The organism is Nostoc sp. (assembly GCF_036917355.1).
In the GTDB taxonomy this organism is placed as follows: Bacteria; Cyanobacteriota; Cyanobacteriia; order Cyanobacteriales; family Nostocaceae; genus Nostoc.
Genome location: NZ_JBALDP010000061.1, coordinates 150305 through 176004 on the forward strand (window position 1 = coordinate 150305; position 25700 = coordinate 176004).

The 25700-nt window shown below is 40.3% G+C and carries 20 protein-coding genes and 1 pseudogene; 4 read left to right on the forward strand and 17 right to left on the reverse strand.

Annotated elements, in window-relative coordinates; translation table 11 throughout:
* Positions 1-36 precede the first annotated feature (36 nt).
* The 3 genes from V7K53_RS17830 to V7K53_RS17840 form a co-directional block, all read right to left on the reverse strand.
* Complete coding sequence (locus tag V7K53_RS17830) at positions 37-1020, reverse strand: RNA polymerase sigma factor, RpoD/SigA family (protein ID WP_335198805.1); 984 nt, start codon at positions 1018-1020, stop codon at positions 37-39.
* Between the two features lie 574 nt (positions 1021-1594).
* On the reverse strand, positions 1595-3325 hold the full coding sequence (locus V7K53_RS17835; RefSeq protein WP_334893813.1) for an ATP-binding protein: 1731 nt from the start codon (positions 3323-3325) through the stop codon (positions 1595-1597).
* A 126-nt stretch (positions 3326-3451) separates the two neighbouring features.
* Positions 3452-4246, reverse strand: coding sequence for a glutathione S-transferase family protein (locus V7K53_RS17840; RefSeq protein WP_335198806.1), 795 nt, complete (start codon positions 4244-4246; stop codon positions 3452-3454).
* 733 nt (positions 4247-4979) lie between these two features.
* Between V7K53_RS17840 and V7K53_RS17845 the strand changes: the two genes are divergently transcribed.
* Positions 4980-5804, forward strand: a complete 825-nt coding sequence (locus tag V7K53_RS17845) for a fasciclin domain-containing protein (protein ID WP_335198808.1) — start codon at positions 4980-4982, stop codon at positions 5802-5804.
* 76 nt (positions 5805-5880) lie between these two features.
* Here the strand turns inward: V7K53_RS17845 and V7K53_RS17850 are convergent, their stop codons facing one another.
* Both V7K53_RS17850 and hemL read right to left on the reverse strand, forming a co-directional pair.
* Positions 5881-6801: a polysaccharide deacetylase family protein gene (locus tag V7K53_RS17850; RefSeq protein ID WP_335198809.1), complete on the reverse strand. Its 921-nt coding sequence runs from the start codon at positions 6799-6801 to the stop codon at positions 5881-5883.
* A 720-nt stretch (positions 6802-7521) separates the two neighbouring features.
* Complete coding sequence (hemL, locus tag V7K53_RS17855) at positions 7522-8820, reverse strand: glutamate-1-semialdehyde 2,1-aminomutase (protein WP_292741328.1); 1299 nt, start codon at positions 8818-8820, stop codon at positions 7522-7524.
* A gap of 231 nt (positions 8821-9051) precedes the next feature.
* Between hemL and hisIE the strand changes: the two genes are divergently transcribed.
* Positions 9052-9702, forward strand: a complete 651-nt coding sequence (hisIE, locus tag V7K53_RS17860) for a bifunctional phosphoribosyl-AMP cyclohydrolase/phosphoribosyl-ATP diphosphatase HisIE (protein ID WP_335198810.1) — start codon at positions 9052-9054, stop codon at positions 9700-9702.
* A gap of 122 nt (positions 9703-9824) precedes the next feature.
* Here hisIE and V7K53_RS17865 read toward each other — a convergent pair whose 3' ends face one another.
* Entirely contained in the window at positions 9825-11099 is a 1275-nt protein-coding gene (locus V7K53_RS17865) for an MDR family MFS transporter (protein WP_335198811.1), read from the reverse strand.
* Positions 11100-11570: 471 nt separating this feature from the next.
* Between V7K53_RS17865 and V7K53_RS17870 the strand changes: the two are divergent.
* Positions 11571-11762 (forward strand): annotated as a pseudogene (locus V7K53_RS17870) (DUF2811 domain-containing protein); the annotation flags it as partial.
* 796 nt (positions 11763-12558) lie between these two features.
* Here the strand turns inward: V7K53_RS17870 and V7K53_RS17875 are convergent.
* Positions 12559-13278 (reverse strand): response regulator transcription factor, encoded by a 720-nt coding sequence (locus V7K53_RS17875; RefSeq protein WP_094348795.1) that lies wholly within the window; start codon positions 13276-13278, stop codon positions 12559-12561.
* A 648-nt stretch (positions 13279-13926) separates the two neighbouring features.
* Here V7K53_RS17875 and V7K53_RS17880 point away from each other — a divergent pair.
* Positions 13927-14553: a CPP1-like family protein gene (locus V7K53_RS17880; RefSeq protein WP_289798780.1), complete on the forward strand. Its 627-nt coding sequence runs from the start codon at positions 13927-13929 to the stop codon at positions 14551-14553.
* A 154-nt stretch (positions 14554-14707) separates the two neighbouring features.
* Here the strand turns inward: V7K53_RS17880 and V7K53_RS17885 are convergent, their stop codons facing one another.
* The 10 genes from V7K53_RS17885 to V7K53_RS17930 form a co-directional block, all read right to left on the reverse strand.
* Positions 14708-15400, reverse strand: a complete 693-nt coding sequence (locus tag V7K53_RS17885) for an HAD family hydrolase (protein WP_335198812.1) — start codon at positions 15398-15400, stop codon at positions 14708-14710.
* A gap of 117 nt (positions 15401-15517) precedes the next feature.
* Complete coding sequence (gene hppD / locus V7K53_RS17890; protein ID WP_335198813.1) at positions 15518-16603, reverse strand: 4-hydroxyphenylpyruvate dioxygenase; 1086 nt, start codon at positions 16601-16603, stop codon at positions 15518-15520.
* A gap of 106 nt (positions 16604-16709) precedes the next feature.
* Positions 16710-17414: an SDR family oxidoreductase gene (locus V7K53_RS17895; RefSeq protein ID WP_335198814.1), complete on the reverse strand. Its 705-nt coding sequence runs from the start codon at positions 17412-17414 to the stop codon at positions 16710-16712.
* Between the two features lie 81 nt (positions 17415-17495).
* Positions 17496-18773 carry an IS1/IS1595 family N-terminal zinc-binding domain-containing protein gene (locus V7K53_RS17900; RefSeq protein WP_335198815.1) on the reverse strand — a complete coding sequence of 426 codons (1278 nt, stop codon included), beginning with the start codon at positions 18771-18773 and terminating at the stop codon, positions 17496-17498.
* Positions 18774-18959: 186 nt separating this feature from the next.
* The gene (gene pstB, locus V7K53_RS17905; protein ID WP_335198816.1) at positions 18960-19739 is read right to left on the reverse strand and encodes a phosphate ABC transporter ATP-binding protein PstB; all 780 of its coding nucleotides are present in this window, start codon (positions 19737-19739) and stop codon (positions 18960-18962) included.
* A gap of 432 nt (positions 19740-20171) precedes the next feature.
* A complete protein-coding gene (pstB, locus tag V7K53_RS17910) occupies positions 20172-20951 on the reverse strand; it encodes a phosphate ABC transporter ATP-binding protein PstB (RefSeq protein WP_335198817.1) in 780 nt (259 codons plus the stop codon).
* Positions 20952-21083: 132 nt separating this feature from the next.
* A complete protein-coding gene (pstA, locus tag V7K53_RS17915; protein WP_335198818.1) occupies positions 21084-21965 on the reverse strand; it encodes a phosphate ABC transporter permease PstA in 882 nt (293 codons plus the stop codon).
* A gap of 74 nt (positions 21966-22039) precedes the next feature.
* Positions 22040-23017, reverse strand: coding sequence for a phosphate ABC transporter permease subunit PstC (pstC, locus tag V7K53_RS17920; RefSeq protein ID WP_335198819.1), 978 nt, complete (start codon positions 23015-23017; stop codon positions 22040-22042).
* Positions 23018-23198: 181 nt separating this feature from the next.
* On the reverse strand, positions 23199-24242 hold the full coding sequence (gene pstS / locus V7K53_RS17925; protein WP_335198820.1) for a phosphate ABC transporter substrate-binding protein PstS: 1044 nt from the start codon (positions 24240-24242) through the stop codon (positions 23199-23201).
* 463 nt (positions 24243-24705) lie between these two features.
* The gene (locus V7K53_RS17930; protein WP_335198821.1) at positions 24706-25680 is read right to left on the reverse strand and encodes a stage II sporulation protein M; all 975 of its coding nucleotides are present in this window, start codon (positions 25678-25680) and stop codon (positions 24706-24708) included.
* Positions 25681-25700 lie beyond the last annotated feature (20 nt).

The following is a 25700-nucleotide window of genomic DNA, read 5'->3' on the forward strand; positions in this document are numbered from 1 at the left end:
GGTGGTGTAGAGACGCGAAATTTCGCGTCTCTCGTTTTAACTAGCAACGTATTCTTTGACATTGGCACGACGGCGACGCAGATGAGCCAAAGCTTGATGCTCTAACTGGCGGACACGTTCGCGGCTGAGATTCAATCTCTCACCTACTTTCGCCAATGACATTTCATTACCATCTTCTAAACCAAAGCGTAAAGCTACAACTTCTCGCTGTTGCGGGGTTAGTTCTGCTAGCAGATTGTTCAAGTCTTGGCGTAAGAATTCCTGGTTGGTGTAATACTCTGGCGATGGGCCATCATCTTCGAGCATTTCTTGCAACTCAGTATCCTGGTTCTCACCAACCCGCACATCCAAAGAAACTGGTTGACGAGCCATATTCAGGTACTCGCGAATCTGAGCAGGTTCTAGTTCTAGTGCTTTGGCAATTTCGGCTGGAGTCGGCGATCGCCCCAAGGTTTGAGCTAACTCGCGCTGCACTTTTTTGATTTTGTTCAGTTTCTCGGTAATGTGGATCGGTAAGCGGATAGTCCGACCTTGTTGAGCGATCGCACGAGTAATTGCTTGGCGAATCCACCAGTAAGCGTAAGTCGAGAACTTATAACCCCTCATCGGGTCAAATTTCTCCACACCTCGCTCTAACCCTAGTGTTCCTTCCTGGATTAAATCCAGAAACTCCATATTTCGCTTTTGATACTTTTTGGCAATAGCAACAACCAAGCGCAAATTCGCTTCGATCATTTTTTGCTTTGCCCGCTTACCTTGTGCCACCGTTTGTTGCACATCGGTTTCCGATTGTTTAACGTGATCGGCCCACTCTGAAATATCCGGTTCGCGTTGCAACTTCTTCGCCAAAGCTTCCTTGGCGTCGATCAGCGTCATCATCTGTTGCACTTGCTTCCCAAAGACAATTTCTTGTTCGCGGGTTAGCAGTGGTACACGACCAATTTCTCGCAGATAGGTTCGCACCATATCAGCCGTGAATTTGGTGTTGAGGTTTTCCGTTTGGGTATTGATAGTAGGCATTGGTGCGATGTCCTCTACTTCGTAAAGATAATGTATGTTTTATTACTAAAATGGAGGGGAAAAAGTAGTACATCTATCACGAAATGTCAGGAGCTACCAAAAGCAATTGATTAATTGATACAGCCGTTGTTAAGACGGTAAGCCCCCAATGATAGGTTCCCCTACTTTCCCTAAATTTTCAATCTTTTATAAGCACGCTGGTTATTTTTGAGAATTCTTCTCTTGGACAGTTACTAACACCGATTGGAAAAACCGAAGTCGGTATGAGTTCTACTTAACTTATGATACGATAAATCAGGCAAATAGTAAACTATCTTTAGATAAAACCTATCATTATAATTCAAAAGCAGCAGTTATAGAAAAAAAATTTAAACTTCCTTGAAATTACTGACTATATCTATAGTGACGCCAAAAACCCCTCTTCTGTTGCCAAAAACTAGCCAGATAACCGAACTTAATTTGCTATGACAATGGAGGGATGTCACGAATTAGTCATTTGTCATTGGTTATTAGTCATTAGTAAATATTGATTGACTCTAGACAAAGGACAAGGGACAAATGACAACTGACACATCTAAAATCCCAGGTCAGCTTTAGCTAGTTCCGCAGCGGCGAATACTTCTGCGTCAGGTTTTTCTTCCCAGGCTGGCTCACCAATTTCTGCGTAAAAAGTTGCGTCGTAAGGACGGGTACGTACTACTACGGGCATAGGAACGGCGTGACCCAATATTAAAGCTTGTTGCTTCGAGTCTAGCTTTGCCAAAACCGATCGCAGTCCGCTACCACCAGATACACCTGTAAAAATCGCGTCAATGTCTTTTTCATCATTCAGCAAAGCAGTAATACGAGTCCCAATTTGCGACATAACTTCATTATCTATGCCTGATGGACGTTGATCGACTACCAAAAGTGTGACAAAATACTTGCGCAGTTCGCGGGCAATAGTCCCAAAGATAGTACTTTGGACGATAGCTGGGTCAAGGAAACGGTGCGCCTCTTCAATGGTAATCATCAATGGCGTTGGGCGATCGCTAGGATTTTTGCTTTGCAGGAATTTGTCTGCTTTTTTAACGTAATGCTCGTGGATACGTCTGGTGATCATATTCGTCACCAACATATAAGAGAGCATATTAGACTGGGAACCAAATTCTATCACAACATTCTTCCCAGATTCCAGGCATTGCACAATTTTACTAATGTAATTCTGGGGGCAAACTGCTCGCATATACTTCAAGCTATCCATCCGCAAGAGTTTGCGCTGCAATGCCATAATCGAGCCTTTGTGTCCGCGCTTCTCGTCGCAGAACATCTCGATTTCTTCGTTAGTCATATTTAGCAACTGGACAATCCAAGACTTGCCAAACTCGCTATACAGAATATTGGCGTTATCTAAGGCTGCGTCAGAGAGTCCTAAATCTCGGCTACATAACTTAATATCTTCAACTTCTATTTGCTCGTAACTCAAATAAAGTTCTTGAGCATCACGCACACCACGGCGCTTTGTCGATTCCGGGTCGAGGGTGTAAACTTCCACTTTACTAGGAAAAAGTTGCTTTAAACCTTTAACAGTATTGACGTTCTTACCTTCTGCAACGGCTTCCCAGCCATACTCAGAGTGCATATCAAAAATCAAATTGACTGCCGCATTTTTACGGATAACGCCAGCTAAAAGTAACCGTGTTAGAAAAGATTTCCCAGTACCAGATTTCCCAAAGACTCCATTACTCCGTTCCACAAAGCGGTTTAAATCAATACAAACGGGTACATCCATATCCAAAGGTTTGCCGATGGAAAAGTTGCGCCTTTGGGGGTCATCTTCCCAACCAAATACCCGGCGAAAATCTTCAACACTTGCTTCGTAAACTTGACTAAAGTGGCTAGGAATAGTTTTAACAGGCAACAATTCTATTGTCGTGCTGGTTTGTGGCACAAATGAAGCCAAACCTGTGACCGATGGGAGGAAAGGATTTGCCGATTTGCCATTTGTTGGGGAGAAAGATTCTTCAGTTTCGGGAGTGAACATCAACATCGGCGCGAGGTTGATGGTACCGTAAGTACCACTTCCGGCTAAAACATCTCGTAAAAAAGTGTCTTCCCAACTTGGGGGATTAGCAATAATTCGGGCATTAGCAGCTCCCAATGCTACATCTGTCAGCATACAAAAAAAACGCGATCGCATCCCTTGCACAACAAGAAACTTACCCACCCGCATATCTTCTACAGAAATGTCAGGATGCAATCGTACTTCTAAACCTTCAGTTAAAGAACCTTGAATGACCGAACCTAATGGCTGTGCCGAATTCATCTGATTAGTCATTTGTCATTTGTCATTTGTCATTGGTCATTGGTCACTTGTACTGAGCGTAGTCGAAGTATTGGTCATTTGTTTTTCTTCTCCATTCCCTATGCCCAATTCCCCATGTCCAATTATCTAATCAATCTGAATTGAGGTTGGCGCACTTCCTGTTGATGGAGTGGTACTAATTAACGGTTTGCGGAATTGGGCATAAAGGCGATCGCGCCAAGTGAAGAATGGTTCATAATCTATATTCTCGGCAAAGATTGGCAATCCTTTACCTCTGATAGAAGCTGGTAAATCCAGATAGGGGCCAGAGGGGAACTTGAGCAATATCGATAAGCCAGCCACCGCTAAGTCAGCTAAAGTCGGCTCATCTCCTGTTAAATAAGGACTATCTGCCAATAATAACGTTAAGGCTTCCAAGTCTTGTTTTAAAGATGCGATCGCTGACTGTATCACATCTGGGCTGTAACCTACGCCAAAACCCAACACTGTCAGTAAGTCACTAGGTACTCCTTGAACCAGACTTTTAAATATATCTGGTGTTGAGGTGGGTAATAAAGACTTACGGAAATTTTGATCTTGACTTACGGCTGCAAATAGTGCTTTGCGACCTTTGATGCCTATGGACTCATCCGCCCATTCTTCTATTAATAAAGTTAAACCCCGTTGTTTAGGATCTTGCGGTATTATGGGGCGATCGGGGTACTCTAAGTCTAAATACTTAGCTATTTCCGTAGAATCCGCAATATATTTATTACGATCCTTTAATACAGGCACTTGTCTTTGACCAGTCAGCCGGAACAGTTCCACTTGTCCAATCCCAGGCGTGACCTCTATTTTGCGGTAATCTAGTCCTTTAAAATCTAGAATTAGGCGCACTTTCTCTGAGTATTGAGAGAGTTCCCATTGGTATAATTCCAGCATGTGTTCTATCTCTTGTAACTGGTCAACTTATTAACTTTACAATTGTATCTTTAGTTTAAGTAATTTTTATTGGTATTAGTTGGTTAGCTGTCTATTTAATTGACATTAGGTTTTAACCGATGCCTGATTTTTGGCAAAATTATCAATTAAAAAAAATATTGTTTTCTGATTGATTGCAATATCAAATAATTAAGTAATTTAATTCAACATATAAATAAACTCAACCCCTCATTCGTGGGTCTTCAACAGTTAGTGCAATTTTTGTCAGCGTTAGCCTACGTTAAAAGATTTCGGTAATTAATTTCTGTGTTTTTGCTGAATAATCAATGGTTAATTCGGAAATATAGCCTTCTTCTCTATGTAATTCAGGATTTATGAATCAACTATTATTTTACGTACAAGTTTGTATATAAATTGTCTTTTAAGTATAATCTTTCTCGAAGCTCATCGTAACTCATAACTTGTATAGGTAAGATTTTCACATTTTCTGAGAATTTACTTGACACCGAGTAGGATTTTTTAATTTTCGTGTGGTGGAGAAAACTTGCTCAATTTACATGAAATATATGGTAGATATATTTCATACCTATCAGCGTGAATCGAGGTTAAAAATTTTCCCTCACTAGCACAAACTCTTCTAGAGAAAAATCTTACTTCCCTCTTGAGTTAGATTTTGTGCATAGCAAAATGTTATAAATCTTTATGTAATGTGTGGACAAAAAAAACAAAATTTATGAAGACAAATTACAGCAAATTTCTGACCGCGTTGGCAGGCATAGCAGGATTTACTAGTTTCAGCGTCCTCATTACTTTACCATCTGATGCGAAAGAGATACTAAATCCTAACCCCAGTATTTTCAACGAAGCTCCCTATAACCAAGGTCAACGCTTTCAAGCAAACACTCAATACACACCTGCTGAAGCCGTTTCCCAAATCGAAAAGGGCAATACCAAACGCAAACCAGTAGCACAGAAAAGTGGTGGAACGGTAAATCCCAGACCAAGTATTTTCAACGAGCCTCCCTATAACCGTAGTGGTGGTAGTGTTACACCTAGTGAACCTACACCCGTCACCCCAGGTACTCAACCCACTGGGACACCGACTACAACTCCACCAAAACCAGGAGCAAGTAGCAATCAAGGCAAAAACTTGTTAGCCTTGGCAGAGTCAAACGCTTCCTTTACCACGTTGACCAAGGCTTTGAAAGCAGCAGGATTAAGCGCAGCTTTGCAAGGCAAAGATAACTTAACTATTTTTGCACCCACAGATGCGGCTTTTGCTAAGTTACCGGCAGACGCTTTGCAAGAATTGTTAAAGCCAGATAACAAAGAAGTATTGCTCAAGATTTTAACTTACCATGTGGTGGCTGGTAAGGTATTGTCTACTGATTTAAAATCTGGCGAAGTTAAAAGCCTCGAAGGTGGCGCAATCAACGTTAAAGTCGATCCTGCTACCGGTGTAACTGTCAATGATGCTAAAGTGACACAGGCAGATATTACAGGTAGTAACGGTGTAATCCACGCAATCGATCAGGTGATTTTACCTCCTGACTTGTAGTTGTAAAGTATCAGCACAACTAGCAACATAACTAGATTGGCATAAAGTATTAATACGTTAAAATTCCGTTCAGATGTTAGTTTTGGACGGTTTTTTTGTTTGCAGTTAGCTTTTGATCTTTATCTTGCATTTCTAAAAGTTCAGGAATAGTAACAAATTTATAGCCCTGTTTCCGAAAGTTGGCAATAATTTCTGGTAAAGCTTGCACAGTTTTAGAGCGATTACCACCACCATCATGCATTAGCACAATTCCACCTGGCTTGGCCCTCCTAAACACATTATTAATTAATTTTGGTACAGCAGGACGTGAGTAGTCTACAGAGTCAGATGACCAGCGAATGATGGCATATTTGCTATTTCTCGCGTAACTAGCCACCCCATTGTGCATGATTCCCCCTGGTGGTCGAAATAAATTTGTTTTAATCCCTGTTACTTGATAAATCAAGTCTGCTGTGTGGTCAATTTCATAGGCAGCTGCTTGTGGATTTAAGAATTGATACCAATGATGCCAAGTGTGATTACCAATTACGTGACCCTCAGCAATCTCCCGCTTCACTAAGCCTGGATAATTCTTTACATTTTGCCCAATGAGAAAAAATGTCCCTTTAATCTGATTTTTTTTGAGAATATCTAGTACTTGTCCGGTACTTTCAGGCCATGGCCCATCATCAAAGGTGAGCGCAATTACTTTCTGTTCGGGAGTCAATTTTGCCGCATCAACTACTGCCCCTTGAAAACGTAGGGGTACAGTATATGAAAAACCTTTGGTTTGTACTTGTTGCTGCCAACTTCTAAGCATCGTTGCTTTGAGTTCTTCAATCTGCTGCTGAATCCCAACTTTGCTTGGTTGATTGTTTACATTTATATTCTCTGTACTTTGAGCATTAGAGGAGCTTGACTTAATAAGCATCATGGTGCTGATACTCACACTTCCACTCAATACAAGCAACGTAACTAATATTTTTTGCAGACCAAAAAATGACTTATTGTCGTCCACTTCATAGCTCCTTCAAGGTTGAACCATCTTTTTTTCACAGTATTTATGGCAGCTTTTCCTACTCTGTAAGCCTTGCCATACAAGCTACAGTTATGACTGGTATATTTTTTTAAGTTGGCTCCAACCCTGACTCTGAAAAAATACCTTACCCGATGGATAATCTAATATCTCTAAGCAAAACCCTCACCATAAAGGTAAGAACCTTCTTATGCATTAATTTTTGTAATCTATGGAGTATGAGGAAATTTTGAGAACTGTAAAAGGCAAGTAAAATAATTTGTAATTAAGTTAAGTTTTGCAATAAAGATTCAGACAAGACCCACAAAACTTGATACTTCTTAGTTGCAAGGGACTTAACCCCCTAATAATTTATTAATCCTGCCTCATTAACTATGAATCTTAATGTAGGCTAAATATTGCATATTCTATTGACGAAGCCATTGCGAAATGATGACGAAGATGTGACCTTTCTTGAGTAATGATGGTAGAAAGCAAATCTGTTAAAAATTTTTTCTATCCCCAGCAGTGTCAGAGGATTGAACACTACTAACTGCTGAAAATTATGCAAATAATGCTTTAAAGTGAGTCCAAAAATTCCGCACGTTTGTTTCTGTCTCAAAAAAGGGACTTCCTATAAATCATCCATTTTGTGGGGCAAGATGCCCACCCCACAAGAGTTAACAGGATACTTTTATTTGGAAATCCCTTACCCTTAACAGGTTACAGGCTAGACATTACATCCCGTGCAACTGCTAAAGTCTGCTCAATGTCTTCTTCTGTGTGAGCAAAAGATGTAAACCCTGCTTCAAATTGAGAGGGTGCTAAGTAAACACCGCGCTCTAACATCCCGCGATGGAAACGTCCGAATTTGGCTGTATCAGACTTTTTCGCATCTTCGTAGTTATGAACTGGGCCGGCGGTAAAGAATAAGCCGAACATGGCGCTGATTTGACCGCCGCAAGCTGCATGACCAGTTTCTTTGGCAATTTGCAGCAAACCATCTGCTAGCTTTTTAGTAATCCGCTCAAGAGACTCGTAAGTACCTGGCTTTTGCAGCAATTCTAAAGTCTTAATACCGGCAGTCATCGCTAAAGGATTACCAGAAAGAGTCCCAGCTTGATATACGGGGCCGGCAGGTGCAACCATTGACATAATATCTCGGCGACCACCATAAGCCCCTACTGGCAAACCACCACCAATCACTTTACCCAAGGTTGTTAAATCGGGAGTGACGCCAAATTTTTCTTGAGCGCCACCGTAAGCAATGCGGAAGCCTGTCATCACTTCGTCAAATACCAACAACGCTCCATATTCGTGAGTTAGTTCCCGTAAACCTTCTAGGAAGCCAGCGTCAGGCGCAATAAATCCAGCATTGCCGACGACTGGCTCAAGAATAACACCGGCAATCTCGTCGCGGTTTTCTTCAAATAAAGCTTTGACTGCTTCTAAATCATTGAAAGGTGCAGTTAGAGTGGTGCTAGTTGCTAATTTAGGTACTCCCGGTGAGTCTGGCAAGCCAAGTGTAGCAACACCAGAACCCGCCTTTACTAGAAACGCATCGGCGTGTCCGTGGTAGCAACCTTCAAATTTGATGATTTTCTCTCGATTGGTGAAAGCCCGCATCAGCCGCAAAACTCCCATACAGGCTTCAGTTCCAGAGTTGACAAATCTGACCATTTCGATGCTAGGAACGGCATCGATGACCATTTCTGCCAAAACATTTTCTAGAACTGAGGGAGCACCGAAACTGGTGCCTTTTTCTAAAGCTTCATGCAACGCTGCAATGACTTCTGGATGAGCATGACCACAAATAGCTGGGCCCCAAGTGCCTACATAGTCTATGTATTTATTGCCATCTACATCCCAAATATACGCGCCTTTGACACGATCAAAAACGATGGGTTGTCCGCCCACAGATTTAAAGGCACGAACTGGAGAACTGACTCCTCCGGGCATGAGATTTTGAGCAGCGGCGAAGACTTCTTGTGATTTTGTTGTTTTAATTGTGGTATTTACCAAAGTTCTCTCCTAACAGTGGGCAATAAAACGCTCTATCTTAGAATAGGGTCAAACACTGCTTAGAATTTCTATCCTATAAAATTAGCGGAACCAAAAAAATAACATTATGTTATGCAAGTCCAATGAAGACTTGACTTTGGATATTTAATTCAAAAAAAAACATACCAGCTGCCCTATTTTGAATGGTATCGTGAATCCATAAATTATTCTCATAAGAGCAAACTAGCTGGTATGTCTTCTAACGATTCGCGATCGCTGCATTACACCATCCCGGTTGATAAAATTCGCTACGATGAACGGGGTCTGGTGCCTGCAATTGTCCAAGACTATCTGGATGGTACTGTCCTGATGATGGCGTGGATGAATCAGGAGTCGTTACAAAAGACTTTAGAAACTGAAGAAACTTGGTTTTGGAGCCGTTCTCGGCAAGAATTATGGCACAAGGGAGCGACTTCTGGGCATATCCAAAAAGTGCAAAGTATCCGTTATGACTGCGATAGTGATGCGCTGCTCATTGGCGTAGAACAATTAGGAGATGTTGCCTGCCATACTGGAGAGCGCAGTTGTTTTCATCAAATAGAAGGAAAAATTGTCTCACCTCCTGGGGATACATTGTCGCAATTGTTTCAAATAATATGCGATCGCCGCGATAATCCTACTGAAAGTTCTTACACTTGTAAACTATTCGCAGGTGGCGATAACAAAATTTTAAAAAAGATTGGTGAGGAAACCGCTGAGGTGGTAATGGCTTTTAAGGATGATGAAGCAGATGCGATCGCCGGTGAAGTGGCTGATTTGCTATATCATACTTTGGTTGCCTTAGCTCACCATCAAGTTGATTTAAAATCGGTATATCGCAAGCTCCAAGAACGTCGTCAATGAGGAGGAAAGGGAGCAGGGAAAAGAGGCTTTTCCGATTTTTGCACAGATGCAGTAATCATAAGTGATTAATCGGACTTGATATGAAACCCTTTTTGCAGGAAAATTCCAGTATTCTTGCGCCCCTACTCAGACAAAATTCGATTGAGATACTGTAAAATTACCACAGCGATCGCTACGCTCAAAATGAAGCCTAGCCAGTAACTATTGGTAATAATTTGTGGTTGATCTAATGCCCATCCACCCAAGGGATGACCAATAAAAGAGCCAACAGCCCAGCACAAAGCATTGATGGAGAAATAAACGCCACGTTGATTTTCTGGGGCTAACTCAGTCACTAAAGAGGCAGCAGATGGGGTATAGGAAACAATCGCCACAGCAAATACTCCCAATGCCAATGTTACCCATGCCAGATGATGAGATGGGGCTGTACCGCTAACCCAAATCAGTCCGAAACCAATTGCCCAGAAAATGGCGGAAACAGTAAGCGCAAGTGTGTGAGAGCAGCGTTTTAAAATGCTGGTGACAGGCAACTGACAAATAATTGCGAACACTAGATGCCAAGCAAATAGTCCGCTAATGGTAGTTTCAGCAAATCCCTTGGCAGTACTTTCAACAAATACAAAGTTTTTGAAGTAAAGCGGCAGGGTGCTGTGGATTTGAGAAATATAGATTGTAAAAAATATATTAACTGCGATGTAGACCAGGAAACGCCCATCTCTTAATACTGCAATCCAAGATGCAAAAAGTTCTGTCTTTTCAGGTTCCTCTATTTGCTGTTGTTCCGTTTCATTAATCCCTACATAGACAACTCCAAAAAATGCCATAAAAGAGATGGCATCAATCACAAATAGCCATCGATAATTCCCAATTATCGCGATCAAAAACCCAGCCAGCACAATTCCGATCGCTAACCCAAGATTATCAGCTAGTCTGGCGATCGCAAAAGTTTCGCGGCGATTGTCAATTTGGCTAGCGTCAGCAACCACAGCTTCAGCCGCCGGCCAATAGAAACCTATCCCTAAACCGCTAATCAAGCTACCGATTACCAAAGAAGTGAAATTATTGGTTGTAGCTAAAACTAGAGAAGCAATTGCTGAAATCGCCGTCGCTAGTAACAAAGTTCGGCGGCGTCCCCAATATCCAGAATCAGCTAAAGAACCACCTGCAATCCGCCCTACGATGCCGGAAATCGAGGCGCTACCCAAGGCTACCCCAACACTGGTTGCAGATAAACCAAGTTGATTAACAAAAAAGATGGGCGCATAAAACAGGGTAAAGCCGGTACCAACTTCCGAAAGAAATCTACCAATTGCGAAAATCCAGACCTGGGGATGTATCGAGGGCAACCACGATGATAACTGAGATTGAGAAGCTAATTTCATGAGTTTAAATGTCATAGGTTGATGACATTTTTGTAATTCTTATCATTGGCTACTATTTTCCTCACTCATTCCACAGGGTTTCCACAGGGATTTTAGCAGTTTTCCACAGGTGCTATACGAGCTAATAGGCTTCTTGCTGTCTTACTGGGGATTGTTGATTACAAGTAGCAAAGAAGTTTAAGGACTGAGTTTTTATGAAGTAAAGTAACAAAAAATTGGCTTAAATCCCTATTCTGTCGTTCGCATTTATTTTTTATACCATCGTTTTTAACATTTCGCAGCATTGACAAACCCACCCCCTCTTGGCGCACAATGATGCGGCTTGCTTTTATAATCCTGTTCAACCGTTGGCATCAAATGTGTAAAATATATTACTACTAGATGTAAGCGCAGATTGTCGGGATAGCGAAAGAGCGTGTAAAGCCCTAAACCGCTTTACCGCAAGCAACTTGTCCCTCTTGATTATCCTCATAGGAGGAAAATCTCATGAAATCAACGGTTAGCATCTTTACAGAAATTCCTGAAACACTCCACGAATCCTTAAAAAACTACTTAGAAACCCATCCCGATTGGGATGAAAACAGAGTATTGACGGCGGCACTATCATTGTTTTTACTCCAAAATGGAGATAGCGATCGCCGTGCTGCACGAGTCTATCTGGAAACTTTGTTCCATCACTCCACAGTAGAAATGCCCTGTACCGACTCACCAGCAACAGCTAATTTACTAGACACCCCATAGCTACTGGTATAAAGGGCGTTATTCCCCCACTTATTAATGGGGTACGGCATACCGTGCCCCATTAACGGGATTTTAAGCTAATAGCGATCGGCAATATTACAATAAAAAAGATCGGTAGATTCCGATCCATAAAAAAGTTCTAATAGTTTTTCTTATTGCCAAAAGTAGTTGGTAATAGAGCGGAATTTACCTTTTTTGTCAGTCTCCAACTGGAAATATCTATTTTGAGACCGCGGCTTACCTGGCTTACAGCAACAGCTCAATGAGCAGCATTTCCAGACAGAGGCTAGAAACGGGCTTTTAAGGGGACTTTAGCTTAAGTTGACACTAATACACAGCTATAGGAATCCGGTTTGATTACTGAAATCATTTGCGTAGGTAGGCAATAGGCAATAGGCAATAGGCAATAGGATTTCAGCAGATTAAGGTGTACCGATTTTTTTTCAAAAATCAAATATGAGTCCTATATGTGCCCTACAAACTCCAATCTCAGCACCGTTATATCTACCAAAACGGTTACATACCAAGAAATATTTTCCAGTGGACTCTCTCCCCTGTCCACTATCTTAAATAGATAGATAAATAAATATCTCAAATCACTGTTTGGCGTGTATTTGAGGAATATCTACTTATTTTGATTATCTAAATTTGTCTGTTACTAAAACCAAGAAAATTCACCAACCACTACCCCAAGAGTCAACAGTCAAGAGTTAAAAAACTCTAGACTATAAACTTAGGACTTGGCTTCCAAATGCTGGGGATGAGCAGGAGATTCAAATTTATAGCCTACGCCACGTACAGTTTGAATTAATGCTGGCTGACTAGCATCAATTTCAATCTTCTTGCGAATTTGGCCGATATGAACATCTACAACCCGCTGGTCGCCGACATATTCATAATCCCACACTTCTTGGATTAGCTCTGCCCGCCGCCAAACTCGACCTGGATGACTAGCTAAAAAATGCAACAAGTCAAATTCCAGAGCAGTTAAGGGTACTGCTTGGTTATTAAGTGCTACCTCCCGTCGTACTGGGTCAATCATAAGTTTTTCAAATACCAAGCGTTTCTGCTCGGCCGTAGTTATCACTCGCTGACGCCTCAAAATAGCTCCGACTCTGACTTCTAGCTCTCCTAGTCCAAAAGGCTTGGTGAGATAGTCGTCAGCACCTTTAGCAAAGCCGCGAATTTTATCAGCTTCGTCAGCACGGCTAGTCAACATCAAAACAAAAACACCATTACGACTTTGCATCTCTTGGCAGAGGTTAAACCCTGTGACATCTGGTAAATTCACATCTAGAATCACCAAATCAGGGTTAAATTGCTCAAATAGATTTAAGGCTGTCTTTCCGTCTTCGGCAGCCTCCACCTGATAGTTCTGTTTAATCAAAAAGCGTTGGATTAAATTCCGAACCGCAGGGTCGTCGTCAACTACAAGAATCTTGGCGGGAGCCATGACCATTACTTTGCACAAAAATTCGTAAGATTAACAAGAGAGTTGCGTAAAAACGCAGTTGCCACTTTAGGACTAACTAAGAATCTACATGGCTACGGTATAACAATCCCGATCGCTCAAAAATAAATACTCTAATCAGGATTGTAGGCAATTAGAAGGCGAAACTTCTGTTAGCCAACAGTATATAAGCGCTCTGACTTGAACTGCAACCGTTCTTGATAGCAAGACACCTTCTCGATCCCAGTTAGGTGGTAACTTAAAACGTTTCAATTTTAAATCGATATGTGGATATATACCACAAGCGATTATTCAGTATAATTAAAAAAAAACTATTTTAGGGCACAGTAAGTTGCCAAATTTGAAACATTAAAGTTGATTTTTTCATAAAAACCATGACTTTTAGGTACTCTCCGTTCAAATTCTAGATTAGAGCCAGAATTAGACAACGACATGAGGGTATACACGGAGTTATAGCGATATGTTAAAGTGACTATAGTTGAAATTACAAAGTCGATCAAACTAACCCGTGCTACTATCCTGGTAGGGCATATAAATAGATCGAGACTTTAGTTTCGATCAAAATAAAACCTAAAGCTGTTTTTTTCGATAAAAGACCGCCGCTGATTGAGGCTGAAGTAACAAACTCCCATGAGCGATCAAAATCCCTACGAAAAACTTGGGGTATCAGAAGAGGCTAGCTTCGATGAAATTCAGGATGCTCGTAATCGCCTATTCGAGCAACATAATGGCGATGCCAAGCATTTAGAAGTGATTGAGGCGGCTTACGATGCGATTTTAATGGATCGCTTACGGATGCGCCAGGAAGGAAAAATCAAAGTCCCTGAGCGGATACGGTTTCCAGAGTTGCGAGTGCAATCGCCTCCTAAAGAAAGTCCAACCCCTCGCGAGCAGTCACCCGCATGGCTGCAACGTATGCTGGATCAGCCAACGCCTGCGGATATACTCCTACCAGGAGCTTGGTTTCTCGGTTTGAGTTCTATTAGCCTGTTCTATCCAGAGGGAGGCGATCAGGTTTTGCAGTTAGCATTGGTGGTTGGCGTAGGCACGAGTATTTACTTTCTTAATCGCAAGGAAGGCAAATTTGGCCGAGCAGTTTTGTTCACCCTGGTCAGTTTAATAATTGGCCTAATCGCTGGGGGACTAGTTGCTAGCTGGCTCTTACCACAAATATCATTTATCAGTCTGGAAACGAATCAGTTCTCTACTGTCGTGACGTTTATATTGTTGTGGTTAGTTAGTAGTTTTCTACGTTAAACCACTGCCGTAAGCAGGTTTCTATAAAGAAGACATGGTTTATGTGTGTTCTTCTAAGATAAAAAAGTCAGGAGTCAGAATACCTATTCTGACTCCTATTTTAATTTGCAACCCGAATGCTGATTAATTGAATATGTTGCAGGTAGAGAGCCTTTTAGACAAGGTGTTTAGCTTTTAGAACTAAATCTACAGCAGCGCTAAAATCCTGAACAATTAAGTCGGGGTGGTAAAGTTCTAATTGGGTGCGATCGCGAATTCCAGATTCTACAGCCATCACCTTAATACCATAATTTTTCGCAGCGGTGATGTCGGCTTCCGTATCTCCCACCATCCAGGTATCAGCAGCCGCGGGCAGTTCTTTTAATGCCCTAGCCATTAACAAGGGCTTATCTTCAATATCGCGAGTTTTAACGTAGTCGTTACTCAGACAATAACAACGATTTTCTGGGAAAAATTGGCCTAAATCATGTTTTTTAAAGGCATAATCCAGTTCTCGAACTCGGCGCATGGTCATAACTGCCAAATCAATTCCAGCTTGTTGTATTTTTAACAGTGCATCCACAGCACCAGGCGCGAGGGTGTCATAGTCAAAGTAGGGTTCTGTATGCACAGTTTGTCGTCGCAGCTGGGCAAATTCTTGGGCTTGAGCTTCGTCTAACCCGGAATTTAAGGCAATTTGTTTTTCGGGAACACGCGATCGCTTTAACTGCCAAAATTCCGCTTTCGGAAGTTCTTGCACTACTTGATCTGGGCGACGGGTTTTATCTAAGCAGAATTGATATACGCGGTAGTACCGTTCGGAAACATCAATAATTGGGCCGTCGAAGTCAGTAATAAGTCTTAGCATCGGCGGTAAAAGTTAATTTTTATTAAGTTTATCTCAGATGTATGGCTATTTTTGGAGACTATCAAGTTTAGCTAAAGGTTTTTGTAAATTCTTTTTAAGAAAGTATCGACGATGACCTCATTGCAAAGTACCGCGTTTGATTTGTTCGCTTTCAATGGCTTCAAATAAGGCGCGAAAGTTACCTTCGCCAAAACCTTGAGCTTGGAAACGGCGTTCAATAAACTCAAAGAAAAATGTCGGCTGTTCAAATATTGGCTGGGTGAAAATTTGTAGTAATAAGGGTGCGGTATTTCCTCCTTCTACGAGAGTATCTTCTTGCCAGTCCACCAGAATTTCCTGTTGAGCGATCGCTTCTAGTTCTAGAGGTGATAGCGTGATTCCTGGTCGCTGTTTTAGCTGCGAGTAGTAGGTTTGAGGAACTGAGAGTAAAGATAAACCACTGGCACGAAATTTAGCGATCGCATTCACAAGATTAGTCGTCCGCAAGGCAATATGTTGAATTCCTGGCCCCCGATTGACATCTAGAAATTCCTGAATTTGAGAATTTTTAGAAGCAGGTTCATTAATTGGCAATTGGACGCTACCGTTGCGCGAAACCATCACCTGGCTGTGTAAAGCAGAGCGATTGGTTTTAATTTTAAATGCCTGCTGGGGTTGAAAATCTAGAATTTTTTCGTACCAAGCCACAGCACGATCCAATTCACCAACTGCTACGTTTAAGACTATGTGATCTATGGCGGTAAAAGTGTTGTCATTTGTAATTTGTTCTTTGTCATTTGTGTTAGTTACAAATGACGACGGACAAATGGCCAATGACCTTTCTATTAATGTATGAGTCAGTCCACCCCAGGCAGCAATTTTGCCACATTTGATGAATTCCGTACCTTCTTGGCGTTCCTGGATGGGTTGTAGGATTGTAGCACCGTGTTTTTGAGCTAGTGCGATCGCGCCTTCGACATCTTCAACAGCAAAAGCGACATCTGCCACACCAGGCGGATATTGACGCAGAAATTCGGCTACTGGACTTGTAGGCAACAGGGGTGAAGATAGAAAAAAGCAGACACTACCATTTTTCACCACTTCTGTACAAGTGTGAAATGAACTGCTGCGATCGGTTACTGCTTGAAAACCAAGATGGCGTACAAACCAATCTCGCCACACTTTGGCATCTTCTACATAGAAATGAACGTGATCAATTTTCATAGATATTGAAAATCCAGCATAACAGTTTATATATCTGTAAATTTTGCCTTTTTTGCTAGATTTTCACGTCCTTCCTAAGCAAGAATTATGTACACGTACTCCCCCTTTAAAAGAACAGATGACTATCAGGTTGAATATTAATTTCCATTGGCACAGCTTGCGGTTCGGCAGAAAGAGCAAAGAAAATCGCATTGGCAGCAGTTTCAGGACTGAGCATTTTTTTTCGGTCTACTTTTAGGTTGACGTTATCCCAAAAAGGAGAATCTACCCCACCAAAGTAGAATAGCGTGAACTTGATACCAAAACGCTTGAGTTCCTCTGCCATGCACTTGCTAAAACCGACAACACCAAACTTAGAAGCCGAATAAGCCGCTGCCATCCCCATCGAATGCTTGCCCAGAATTCCTACGACATTACAGATGTGACCAGACTTGCGCTTTTGCATCTCTTCAGCAGCCGCCTGAGTGGTGTAAAAGCTACCTTTTAAGTTGACATCTAACATCTTGTCTAAATCAGCGGGTTCTAGGCTGTTGTAGGGCTTGAGTATACCAGCACCAGCTGCATTCACTAAAATATCAATTTGACCAAACTCAGCGATGGTCTTTTCTATCAAATAATCTACCTGTTTGGGGTCAGTAATATCGGTGGGAACAGTCAAAACTTCTCCTGGGAAATCAGCAGCCAGTGTCGTTAAACGCACCGCATTTCTGGCAGCTAGTACCAATCGAACTCCGGTAGGCGCAAGTTTTTGTGTTAAAGCTGAACCAATACCACCAGTTGCACCGACGATAACAACAACTTTATCCTGCATTGTATTATTTACATTTCTTTACATCTTTTTACATAATACAGAATTAGAGGCTCAGGTTGTGCGTAAACATCCAAGAAGTATCTATTCGGAGAGTAACGGCATTACTTCATATTCCTTGCCATTCATTTTTAATGTAAATGTGGGAGATGATTCTAAATATTTGGTAAAATTGGAACCTAACTTTAACTTTTTAATAATTGAATTAGAAGATTCTCCAGTTATTTTCTGTAACTCTGTACCTAATTTGGACACAGATAATTTAGTTTGGGGAGACTTTGTTTGTATATCTTGAATAATTTTTAATAGTAATTTATCTAATGTTTTTTCATTAGGAATTTCTGCAGAATCTTTTTCTAGAATAGATTGTACAGATGAATTATCTATTATAGGGATAATTTCCTCCATGTCTGGTTGCTTAGGATTAGATTTATTATTGATATTTGCTCTTTCTTGAAATAAACTTGAAATAGTTGTTAACCTGTGTAATCGAGTATTGATTGAATCTTGTTCATTTTTAATTAAATCTTGTATTTGCTCAACCACTTTTTCCAAGGATGGAACTTCTGTTGTCATTGCTAAAGAATAATGAGTTAATTTGCCAGTATTCCGGTTTTTTATATGCAAAGTTTGCCCTTGTCTACGTACCCAATAGACAATTAATCCTTGGTTTTGGAGTTCGTTGCAAAGGTGAATTAAAATTCCATCGCTAGAACAGACTAATATTTCTTTAACTGTTGGATAAGAGCGTAAAATACAAGAACCGAAAGCGATCATTTTTGCATCAGCACTATCCTTACCCTCTGGCACATGGACAAGTTGATAGCCACGGTTATATAGTTCAATATCTTGCTTTCCAATACTTGGATTTTTCCAGTTAGCAAATGCCATTTTAAATTGGAGGGGATACTTGCAGACACTAGCTAAAAATAATTCAGAATTAATATCTAGTTTTAAGTTTTCTGCATCCAAAAGTAGAAGCGATATCCCTGTTTCTAATTGATAATTTATTTCAGTTTTTTGTTGAATTTTTTGGATAAATTGACTGAAAGCCGCAGATTCTAACCAACCAGGTGATAATATCGTTTGCAGCAGTTGTTCAGCTAATGTCAAACTAAAAGAGTCAAGGCTTTTCTCTGTGATTTTTTCTTGTGGCAGGTTTTTTACTAAAGAAAGTTCCGTCGTTTCAGCCGTAGATACTTTAGTGTGTCCGTTGCTGTTAGCAAGCAAGTCAGTTTCTAAGGGACGAGAGAATGCAGGTTCTAAGAATTGTTTACCACAATTTTTGCAGAGGTAATTCTGCTTGTCATTCCGACGACCATTTTTACGATATGAAGTAGATTCGCACCGGGGACATTTCATTTTATGATTCAAGTGGTCTAGAGCAAATACTTGTCTTCAAATATATAGTATAAAAAAATACTGTCAATGTCAGTTTGTATTGCCCAACACAAGAAAAGCTCAAAGTAAGCGGAAATTAAATTCAACCCTTAATTTCCGCTTGCACTATGTATTAACCCTCTGAATAGCTAGAATTTAAGAAATACTTCAACCGACGCGAGCGAAAACATAGTCGCGGGTACGAGAATCCACAGGGTTAGTAAAGATTTTATTGGTAGTACCAAATTCAACCATTTGAGTAATACGATTTTCGTTACTATAAAAGAAAGCCGTAAAATCAGATAGGCGAGTAACTTGCTGCATGTTGTGAGTAACAATCACAATTGTCAACTCAGAACGCAAATTATGGATTAAATTCTCGATTTTCATATTAGCCATAGGATCGAGACCTGAACAAGGCTCATCCATCAACAAAACATTAGGTTTGACCGCTAAAGCACGGGCAATACATAATCTTTGCTGCTGACCGCCAGAAAGCTCTAAAGCAGATTTGTGCAGTTTATTTTTCACTTCATCCCAAAGTTCGGCAGCTTTGATGGCAGATTCAACAATTCCATCTAATTCTACTTTCGGATGCCATCCAATTAATTTCACCCCATAAGCAACATTATCATAAACGCTCATGGGAAAAAGATTTGGTTTGGGAAAAACCATACTAACTTGGCGACGTAAGCGATTGATGTTAACACGACGCTCATAAATACTCTGCCCAAAAAATTCTACTTTTCCTTCAACCTTTACTTCTGCTTCTAATTCACTCATGCGATTTAACGATTTAAGAAAAGTAGACTTCCCACAACCACTAGAACCAATAATTGCCGTGACTTGGTTTTGGTAAATATCCATTGACACGCCTTCAACTATCTTTTGAGTGTCGTAAGAGAAGCTGAAGTTTTTGACTCTGATTGCTGGAATTAGTTTACTCATATTCCTAAAACGTGTGAAACAAAACCTAACTAGGTAAAGTAGTACAAATTAGCGCCGCTGTTTCACTATGTTACCCCCAAAAGGAGATATTCATGGAAATTACGTAGCCATGCAGTAGCTATACAGCAGATAAACTGTTGGTCGATACTTATATTAAAGTTATGCTCAAAAATTTATCTTTTACAGACTTTTTATACCCACCTTTCACACCTTAACTATATACCATCCTTTCTGATGAAGAAGAATTAGGTATGGTTCGATTTAAAATAGCTATGTAGAAATCAAAATCTGAGTATTGTATACTCTTTATGGGTAGTGAGGAGTTAATTTATTTATAAAGATAAATTAGTAACTTTTTTAAACTACACTTTATCAGTATCCTCTAGTGCAAAATAGCTCGACAAAAATCAATAAGTTACGCTAGAAAGTACCTTAACCGAAACGCCCCGAAATGTAGTCGCGGGTGCGAGGATCGAGTGGATTGTTAAAGATTTGCTCTGTAGCGCCAAATTCAACCATTTGACCGATCCGACTTTCATCGGTGCTAAAGAAAGCCGTAAAATCAGAGACGCGAGCAGCTTGCTGCATATTATGAGTAACGATCGCAATTGTCAACTCAGACTGTAAACTGTGGAGTAGTTCTTCAACTTTCATGGTGGCGATGGGGTCAAGAGCCGAACAAGGCTCATCCATCAGCAGAACTTTTGGCTTGACTGCTAAGGCACGGGCAATACATAATCTTTGTTGCTGACCACCAGAAAGCCCTAAAGCTGATTTATCAAGCTTATCTTTGACTTCATCCCAAAGAGCAGCGCTTTTAAGGGCAGATTCAACAATTTCATCTAATTCTAATTTCGAATACCTGCCTGCTATTCTCATACCGTAGGCAACATTTTCGTAAATGCTTATAGGAAAAGGATTTGGTTTTTGAAATACCATACCAATTTGGCGGCGTAAACGATTGATGTTGACACGAGGAGCATAAATATTTTGACCAAAGAATTCTACATTTCCTTCAATTTTTACAGGCCCTTCTAATTCGCTAATGCGATTAAGAATTTTGATGAAGGTAGATTTACCACAACCACTAGGGCCAATAATTGCCGTGACTTGGTTTTGGTAAATATCTATTGACACCTTTTCAATTGCTTTGATTGTGCCATAGTAAAAGCTAATATTTTTAACTTTGATAGCTGGAATTAGGTTACTCATGCTTTCCCAAGGTGCGAAATAAAAATTTATCAAAACAGAATTCAGGAGTCAGGATTCAGTGTGAATTCTGTACGACTGACGGATAGCGAACGCAAACATCTTGATTCTGACTCCTGAATTCTGAATTCTTCTTCAATTTATTTTTCTCTGCCTAATAACTAAGCGAGAAAGAATACTGACACATAAAATTAAGCCGAGTAGGACTATAGAAGTAGTCCAGACCAGTTGACTTTTTTGTGGATCGGGGTCGTTATAGAGGTTAAAAATTAATACTGGTAAAGAAGCTGTTGGACTTAACAATCCTTCTGACCAATCTAGACTAAATAAAGCGGTAAAAATTAAGGGTGCTGTTTCACCAGCCGCACGAGCTACAGCTAATAAAATGCCTGTAGTAATTCCGGGGATTGCAGTAGTTATAACAATGCGAAAAGTAGTTTGGAAACGAGTTCCACCTAAAGCAGCAGAGGCGAGGCGTTGAGATGTGGGAATCAGTTTTAAGGATTCTTCTGTTGTCAGTATAATTACAGGTAGCATAATCACGGCTAAAGCAAAACCACCTGCGATCGCACTAAATCCTTTCGTTACCAAAACTATTACACCATATGCAAACACGCCGACAACAATTGAAGGCACGCCTGTCAGAATACTAGTAACAAAACGAACGATACTAGCAACTGGGTTAGTTTGACCAAATTCTGCTAAGAAAATTCCTGTCATAATCCCTGTGGGAATGCTGAAAATAGCACCAATTACTACCATGAATATGGTTCCCAAGATGGCATTGCCAAAGCCATTATCAATAACTGCTTTGACAAACATTTCTGATTTTAGTCCAGATATTCCCCGGAAGAAAATTTCCCATAAAATTGATAATAAAGGAATGAGTACTAGACCTGTAAGACCAAAGGCGATCGCATTCATTGCGTATGTAAATATGACTCGCTCTGTTGGCAGAGGACTGCATAATTCTGCCGCCAAAGATTCATCTGTTTCTGACTGGATGTAACCACTCATAAATTTGAAAAATTTTGATTGATAAACGTTGTATTAGACTGGATTATTTGTAATATTTTCAAAGTGAGATAGTGTTATTGATTTTTACTGCCAACCCACTTTAGGAAGATGACAGCGCCAATATTTACAGCCAAGGTCAACCCAAATAAAATCAATGCCAAATAGCTTAAAGCACCTATATGTAAACCCGGTTCAGCTTCAGCAAATTCATTAGCTAATACAGAGGGAATTGTATAAGCTGGATCGAGTAAAGAAACGCTGATTTGAGCAGAGTTACCAATCACCATAGTTACAGCCATTGTTTCACCCAAAGCCCTTCCTAAAGCAAGCATTGCTGCACTTACTATTCCAGAAAATCCAGATGGTAGCAAGACTCGAAAAATTGTTTCCCAACGAGTGCCACCCAAAGCCATAGATGCAGTACGTAATTCTTTAGGGATAGCTATTAAGACATCACGACTAATTGCTGCCATTGTGGGCAAAATCATGATGGCGAGAATAACCCCAGCAGTCAACATATTAGTCCCAGAAGGATCTTCTGTATTAAACAGTGGTATCCATTTCAAAGTACTGGCTAGCCACTTTTGTAGAGGTTCCAGAACTGGAATAAAGACAAAAATCGCCCATAAACCAATAATTACACTGGGAATTGGAGCAATTAATTCAACAACAAATGCCAGGATGGTTCGCAGCGATTTAGGTAAAAAATTTTCACTTGTAACTAAGGCTACTGCAATTCCCACTGGGACAGCAAATAAAATAGCGATCGCACTACTTACCAAAGTTCCATAAATATAGGGTAATGCACCAAAAATCTGATTACCTGTATCCCAATCTTGTCCCCACAAAAACCCTATTCCAAACTGCTTAATGGCTGGTAGAGCTTCGTGTAAAATTACCCAACTCATTAACAACAGTACTGTAACAGTAATCACAGCAAAAAAGTATACTAGCCGTGTAAAACCTTGGTCAAACCAGAAATTTGTGCCGCTGGTAGTAGTTAGATTGAAATTTTCATCACCTAGATTTGAATCATCTGATAAATTTGCCATTACAAATCAGTAAAATAGATTTTTTATGACTGGTAGAGCGAGTTATTAACTCAGTCTATTAGGGGAAGAAAGTAGTAAAATAATCCCCCTAAACCTTTTAAAAGGGGGATATATTCAAAGCACCTTTCTCTTTTTAAGGGAATTGGGGAATCTCTTGTGCGTAATTTCTAAAAAATACAAATTAAGGCTTGACAGAGCTATTCACTGTTTGAAGCACTCGATTTGCTACATCAGACGGAATTTTGGTGTAGTTAAGGTCATCGTTATATTGTTGACCATCTTTCAATACCCAATTAATCCATTTCTTAACTGCATCAGCTTTCGCAGCATTAGCATACTGTTTGTAAACCATCATCCAAGTAAGACCGACAATGGGATAACCTTGTCCTGGATCTCCTATAAAAACGCGGTAGTTGTCTGGGAAAGTGACAGTTGATAAAGCTGCATTTGCAGATTCTAAAGAAGGAGCAACAAATTCTCCATTCTTATTTTGTACCAATGCTGATTTCAGCTTATTTTGGACAGCGTAGCTATATTCAACATAACCAATAGAACCAGGAGTACGAGCTACTATAGCAGCTACACCTGGATTCCCTTTACCTTTGAGGACATTTGGCAGATTCCATTTTGGAGCAGTGTTAGTTCCAACTCTGCCTTTAAAATAACCGCTGATGGCACTCAAGTGGTTCGTAAAAATGAAAGTTGTACCGCTACCATCTGCACGAACAGCAAATTTAATTGTTTGATTTGGTAGATTAGCGCCTGGATTATCAGCTTTAATTTTCGCGTCATTCCATTTGGTAATTTGACCTGAATAAATTGCTGGTAGTGTAGCGCGGGATAATTTGAGATCGTTAACACCTGGAAGATTGTAAACAACAGAAACAGCACCGCCTGCTGTAGGTACTAAAATTGCACCATTCTTGACTTTAGCAATTTCATCATCTTTCATTGCAGCATCACTACCACCAAAGTCAACGGTTCCAGCAATGACTTGACGAATACCGCCACCGCTACCAATTGCTTGGTAGTTAATTTTTAAGTCTGGATATTTCTTCTTCACTTCACGAGCATAGCGTTCGTAAAGCGGAGCCGGAAAAGTTGCTCCTGCACCATTGAGAGTTTCAGCTTGTGCGATCGCACCAAAAAATGGACTAAGTGCAATAGAAGTTGTCACCATTGAAGTAGCAACGACACGATTCAATATGGCGGTCGAAAAAATCATATTACCTCTGATAAAAGGAATATTTCCTTGGTGTTATTTCAGTCTTAAAATAAGGTACATTTTTTATATTTAAACTTTGTTTAACAAATGATGAATAAAAAATTAATGTCTGTTTAAATATTACTTTTAAATATTTTTATCTTGTTGATATTTGATTTGTTAACTTAGTTAAGTAAAAATATGCTAAGTATCTAAGCATAAATAAATTTAAAGTTTGTAGTAAAGACTTTAGTCTTGATAATCTTTTCTCTGAGCGATAAATCGCTTACTACAAACTAGGAGTTTATTTTATATTTAATTATGTACACCTACTTACAGTTTAGTTTCTGGTAGTGCGAGAAACTCTTCTAGAGTCAATCTTTTATTTGATGTTTGTACCATGATTATCCTAGCTTCAATTTATGATGATTTATTTACAGAGTTAATATTTACCTTATTCTAAAATATTTTTTAAATTTGCCAATCAGCCGCCATCTAAATTATTTCCTGTTTGCTTGCGGTTACAATACAGCACTAAAAGTATAAATAATCCTATCCCTGCCAAATATTTAATTGCATCAGGTACATTAGGATTAGGGGAGAAAAAGCCTTCGATCGCACCAGCGATAATCAACATTGGTACAATCCCAAATACTAGCTGCACCGCCTGATAACCATAGAATTTCAGTGCATCTCCACGGCGATATTTACCAGGAAATAAAATTGCTCTTGCTAATAAAAATCCCGCGCCTCCAGCAAAAAAGATTGCCGGTAATTCCAAGGAACCATGCGGAAATACAAAGGCCCAAAAAGGATAAGCTAGATTATTTTGACCGACTAAAGTACTAACAGCACCAATTAATAAACCATTAAATACCATCAAATAGGCTGTGTATGCTCCACCTGTCATACCACCGGCGACAGCCCCAAAAGATACCGACAAATTATTGATTGCGATCCCGCTGGATGCCAGAGGTTCAACACCAACAATTGAACCCATCCATAATTTATGCTCATCTCGCACCTTGGTAATCAAGCTTTCAGGTACAATCAAAGGCATAAAGCTGGGGTTTTGCCAGGAATACCACCAAGCCACTAGTGCGCCTATTAGAAACAGCGCCGTTGCTACAGCAATATATACAAATGTTTTCTGGACTACAGATGGTAATCCCCAACGATAAAATTCTAGGATTGCCTGCCATTCTTGTCGTCGCGAACCTTGGTAAATCTGCGTATAAGCACGAGTTGTTAAAGATTGTAAACTTTGGATCGAGGTATTGCCGATTTGCTGAGTGCGGGCACGTGCCAAATCTGCTGCTACAGAACGATACAAACTCGCTAACTGTCTAATTTCTGCTGCCCGTAAGGACTTTAACCCTTTTTTTTCTATCTGCCTTAATAGGGCATCCAAACGCTGCCAATTCGGTTCTCGTCGCGCAATCCAACGTTGAATATTCATGAATTTTGGGAACACTGAGT

What these genes read in the sequence shown, in the direction of transcription:
- V7K53_RS17830 (WP_335198805.1), bottom strand. Translation starts at nt 1,020, where the DNA reads ATGCCTACTATCAATACCCAAACGGAAAACCTCAACACCAAATTCACG.
- V7K53_RS17835 (WP_334893813.1), bottom strand. Translation starts at nt 3,325, where the DNA reads ATGAATTCGGCACAGCCATTAGGTTCGGTCATTCAAGGTTCTTTAACT.
- V7K53_RS17840 (WP_335198806.1), bottom strand. Translation starts at nt 4,246, where the DNA reads ATGCTGGAATTATACCAATGGGAACTCTCTCAATACTCAGAGAAAGTG.
- V7K53_RS17845 (WP_335198808.1), top strand. Translation starts at nt 4,980, where the DNA reads ATGAAGACAAATTACAGCAAATTTCTGACCGCGTTGGCAGGCATAGCA.
- hisIE (WP_335198810.1), top strand. Translation starts at nt 9,052, where the DNA reads ATGTCTTCTAACGATTCGCGATCGCTGCATTACACCATCCCGGTTGAT.
- V7K53_RS17865 (WP_335198811.1), bottom strand. Translation starts at nt 11,099, where the DNA reads ATGACATTTAAACTCATGAAATTAGCTTCTCAATCTCAGTTATCATCG.
- V7K53_RS17875 (WP_094348795.1), bottom strand. Translation starts at nt 13,278, where the DNA reads ATGGCTCCCGCCAAGATTCTTGTAGTTGACGACGACCCTGCGGTTCGG.
- V7K53_RS17880 (WP_289798780.1), top strand. Translation starts at nt 13,927, where the DNA reads ATGAGCGATCAAAATCCCTACGAAAAACTTGGGGTATCAGAAGAGGCT.
- V7K53_RS17885 (WP_335198812.1), bottom strand. Translation starts at nt 15,400, where the DNA reads ATGCTAAGACTTATTACTGACTTCGACGGCCCAATTATTGATGTTTCC.
- hppD (WP_335198813.1), bottom strand. Translation starts at nt 16,603, where the DNA reads ATGAAAATTGATCACGTTCATTTCTATGTAGAAGATGCCAAAGTGTGG.
- V7K53_RS17895 (WP_335198814.1), bottom strand. Translation starts at nt 17,414, where the DNA reads ATGCAGGATAAAGTTGTTGTTATCGTCGGTGCAACTGGTGGTATTGGT.
- V7K53_RS17900 (WP_335198815.1), bottom strand. Translation starts at nt 18,773, where the DNA reads ATGAAATGTCCCCGGTGCGAATCTACTTCATATCGTAAAAATGGTCGT.
- pstB (WP_335198816.1), bottom strand. Translation starts at nt 19,739, where the DNA reads ATGAGTAAACTAATTCCAGCAATCAGAGTCAAAAACTTCAGCTTCTCT.
- pstB (WP_335198817.1), bottom strand. Translation starts at nt 20,951, where the DNA reads ATGAGTAACCTAATTCCAGCTATCAAAGTTAAAAATATTAGCTTTTAC.
- pstA (WP_335198818.1), bottom strand. Translation starts at nt 21,965, where the DNA reads ATGAGTGGTTACATCCAGTCAGAAACAGATGAATCTTTGGCGGCAGAA.
- pstC (WP_335198819.1), bottom strand. Translation starts at nt 23,017, where the DNA reads ATGGCAAATTTATCAGATGATTCAAATCTAGGTGATGAAAATTTCAAT.
- pstS (WP_335198820.1), bottom strand. Translation starts at nt 24,242, where the DNA reads ATGATTTTTTCGACCGCCATATTGAATCGTGTCGTTGCTACTTCAATG.
- V7K53_RS17930 (WP_335198821.1), bottom strand. Translation starts at nt 25,680, where the DNA reads ATGAATATTCAACGTTGGATTGCGCGACGAGAACCGAATTGGCAGCGT.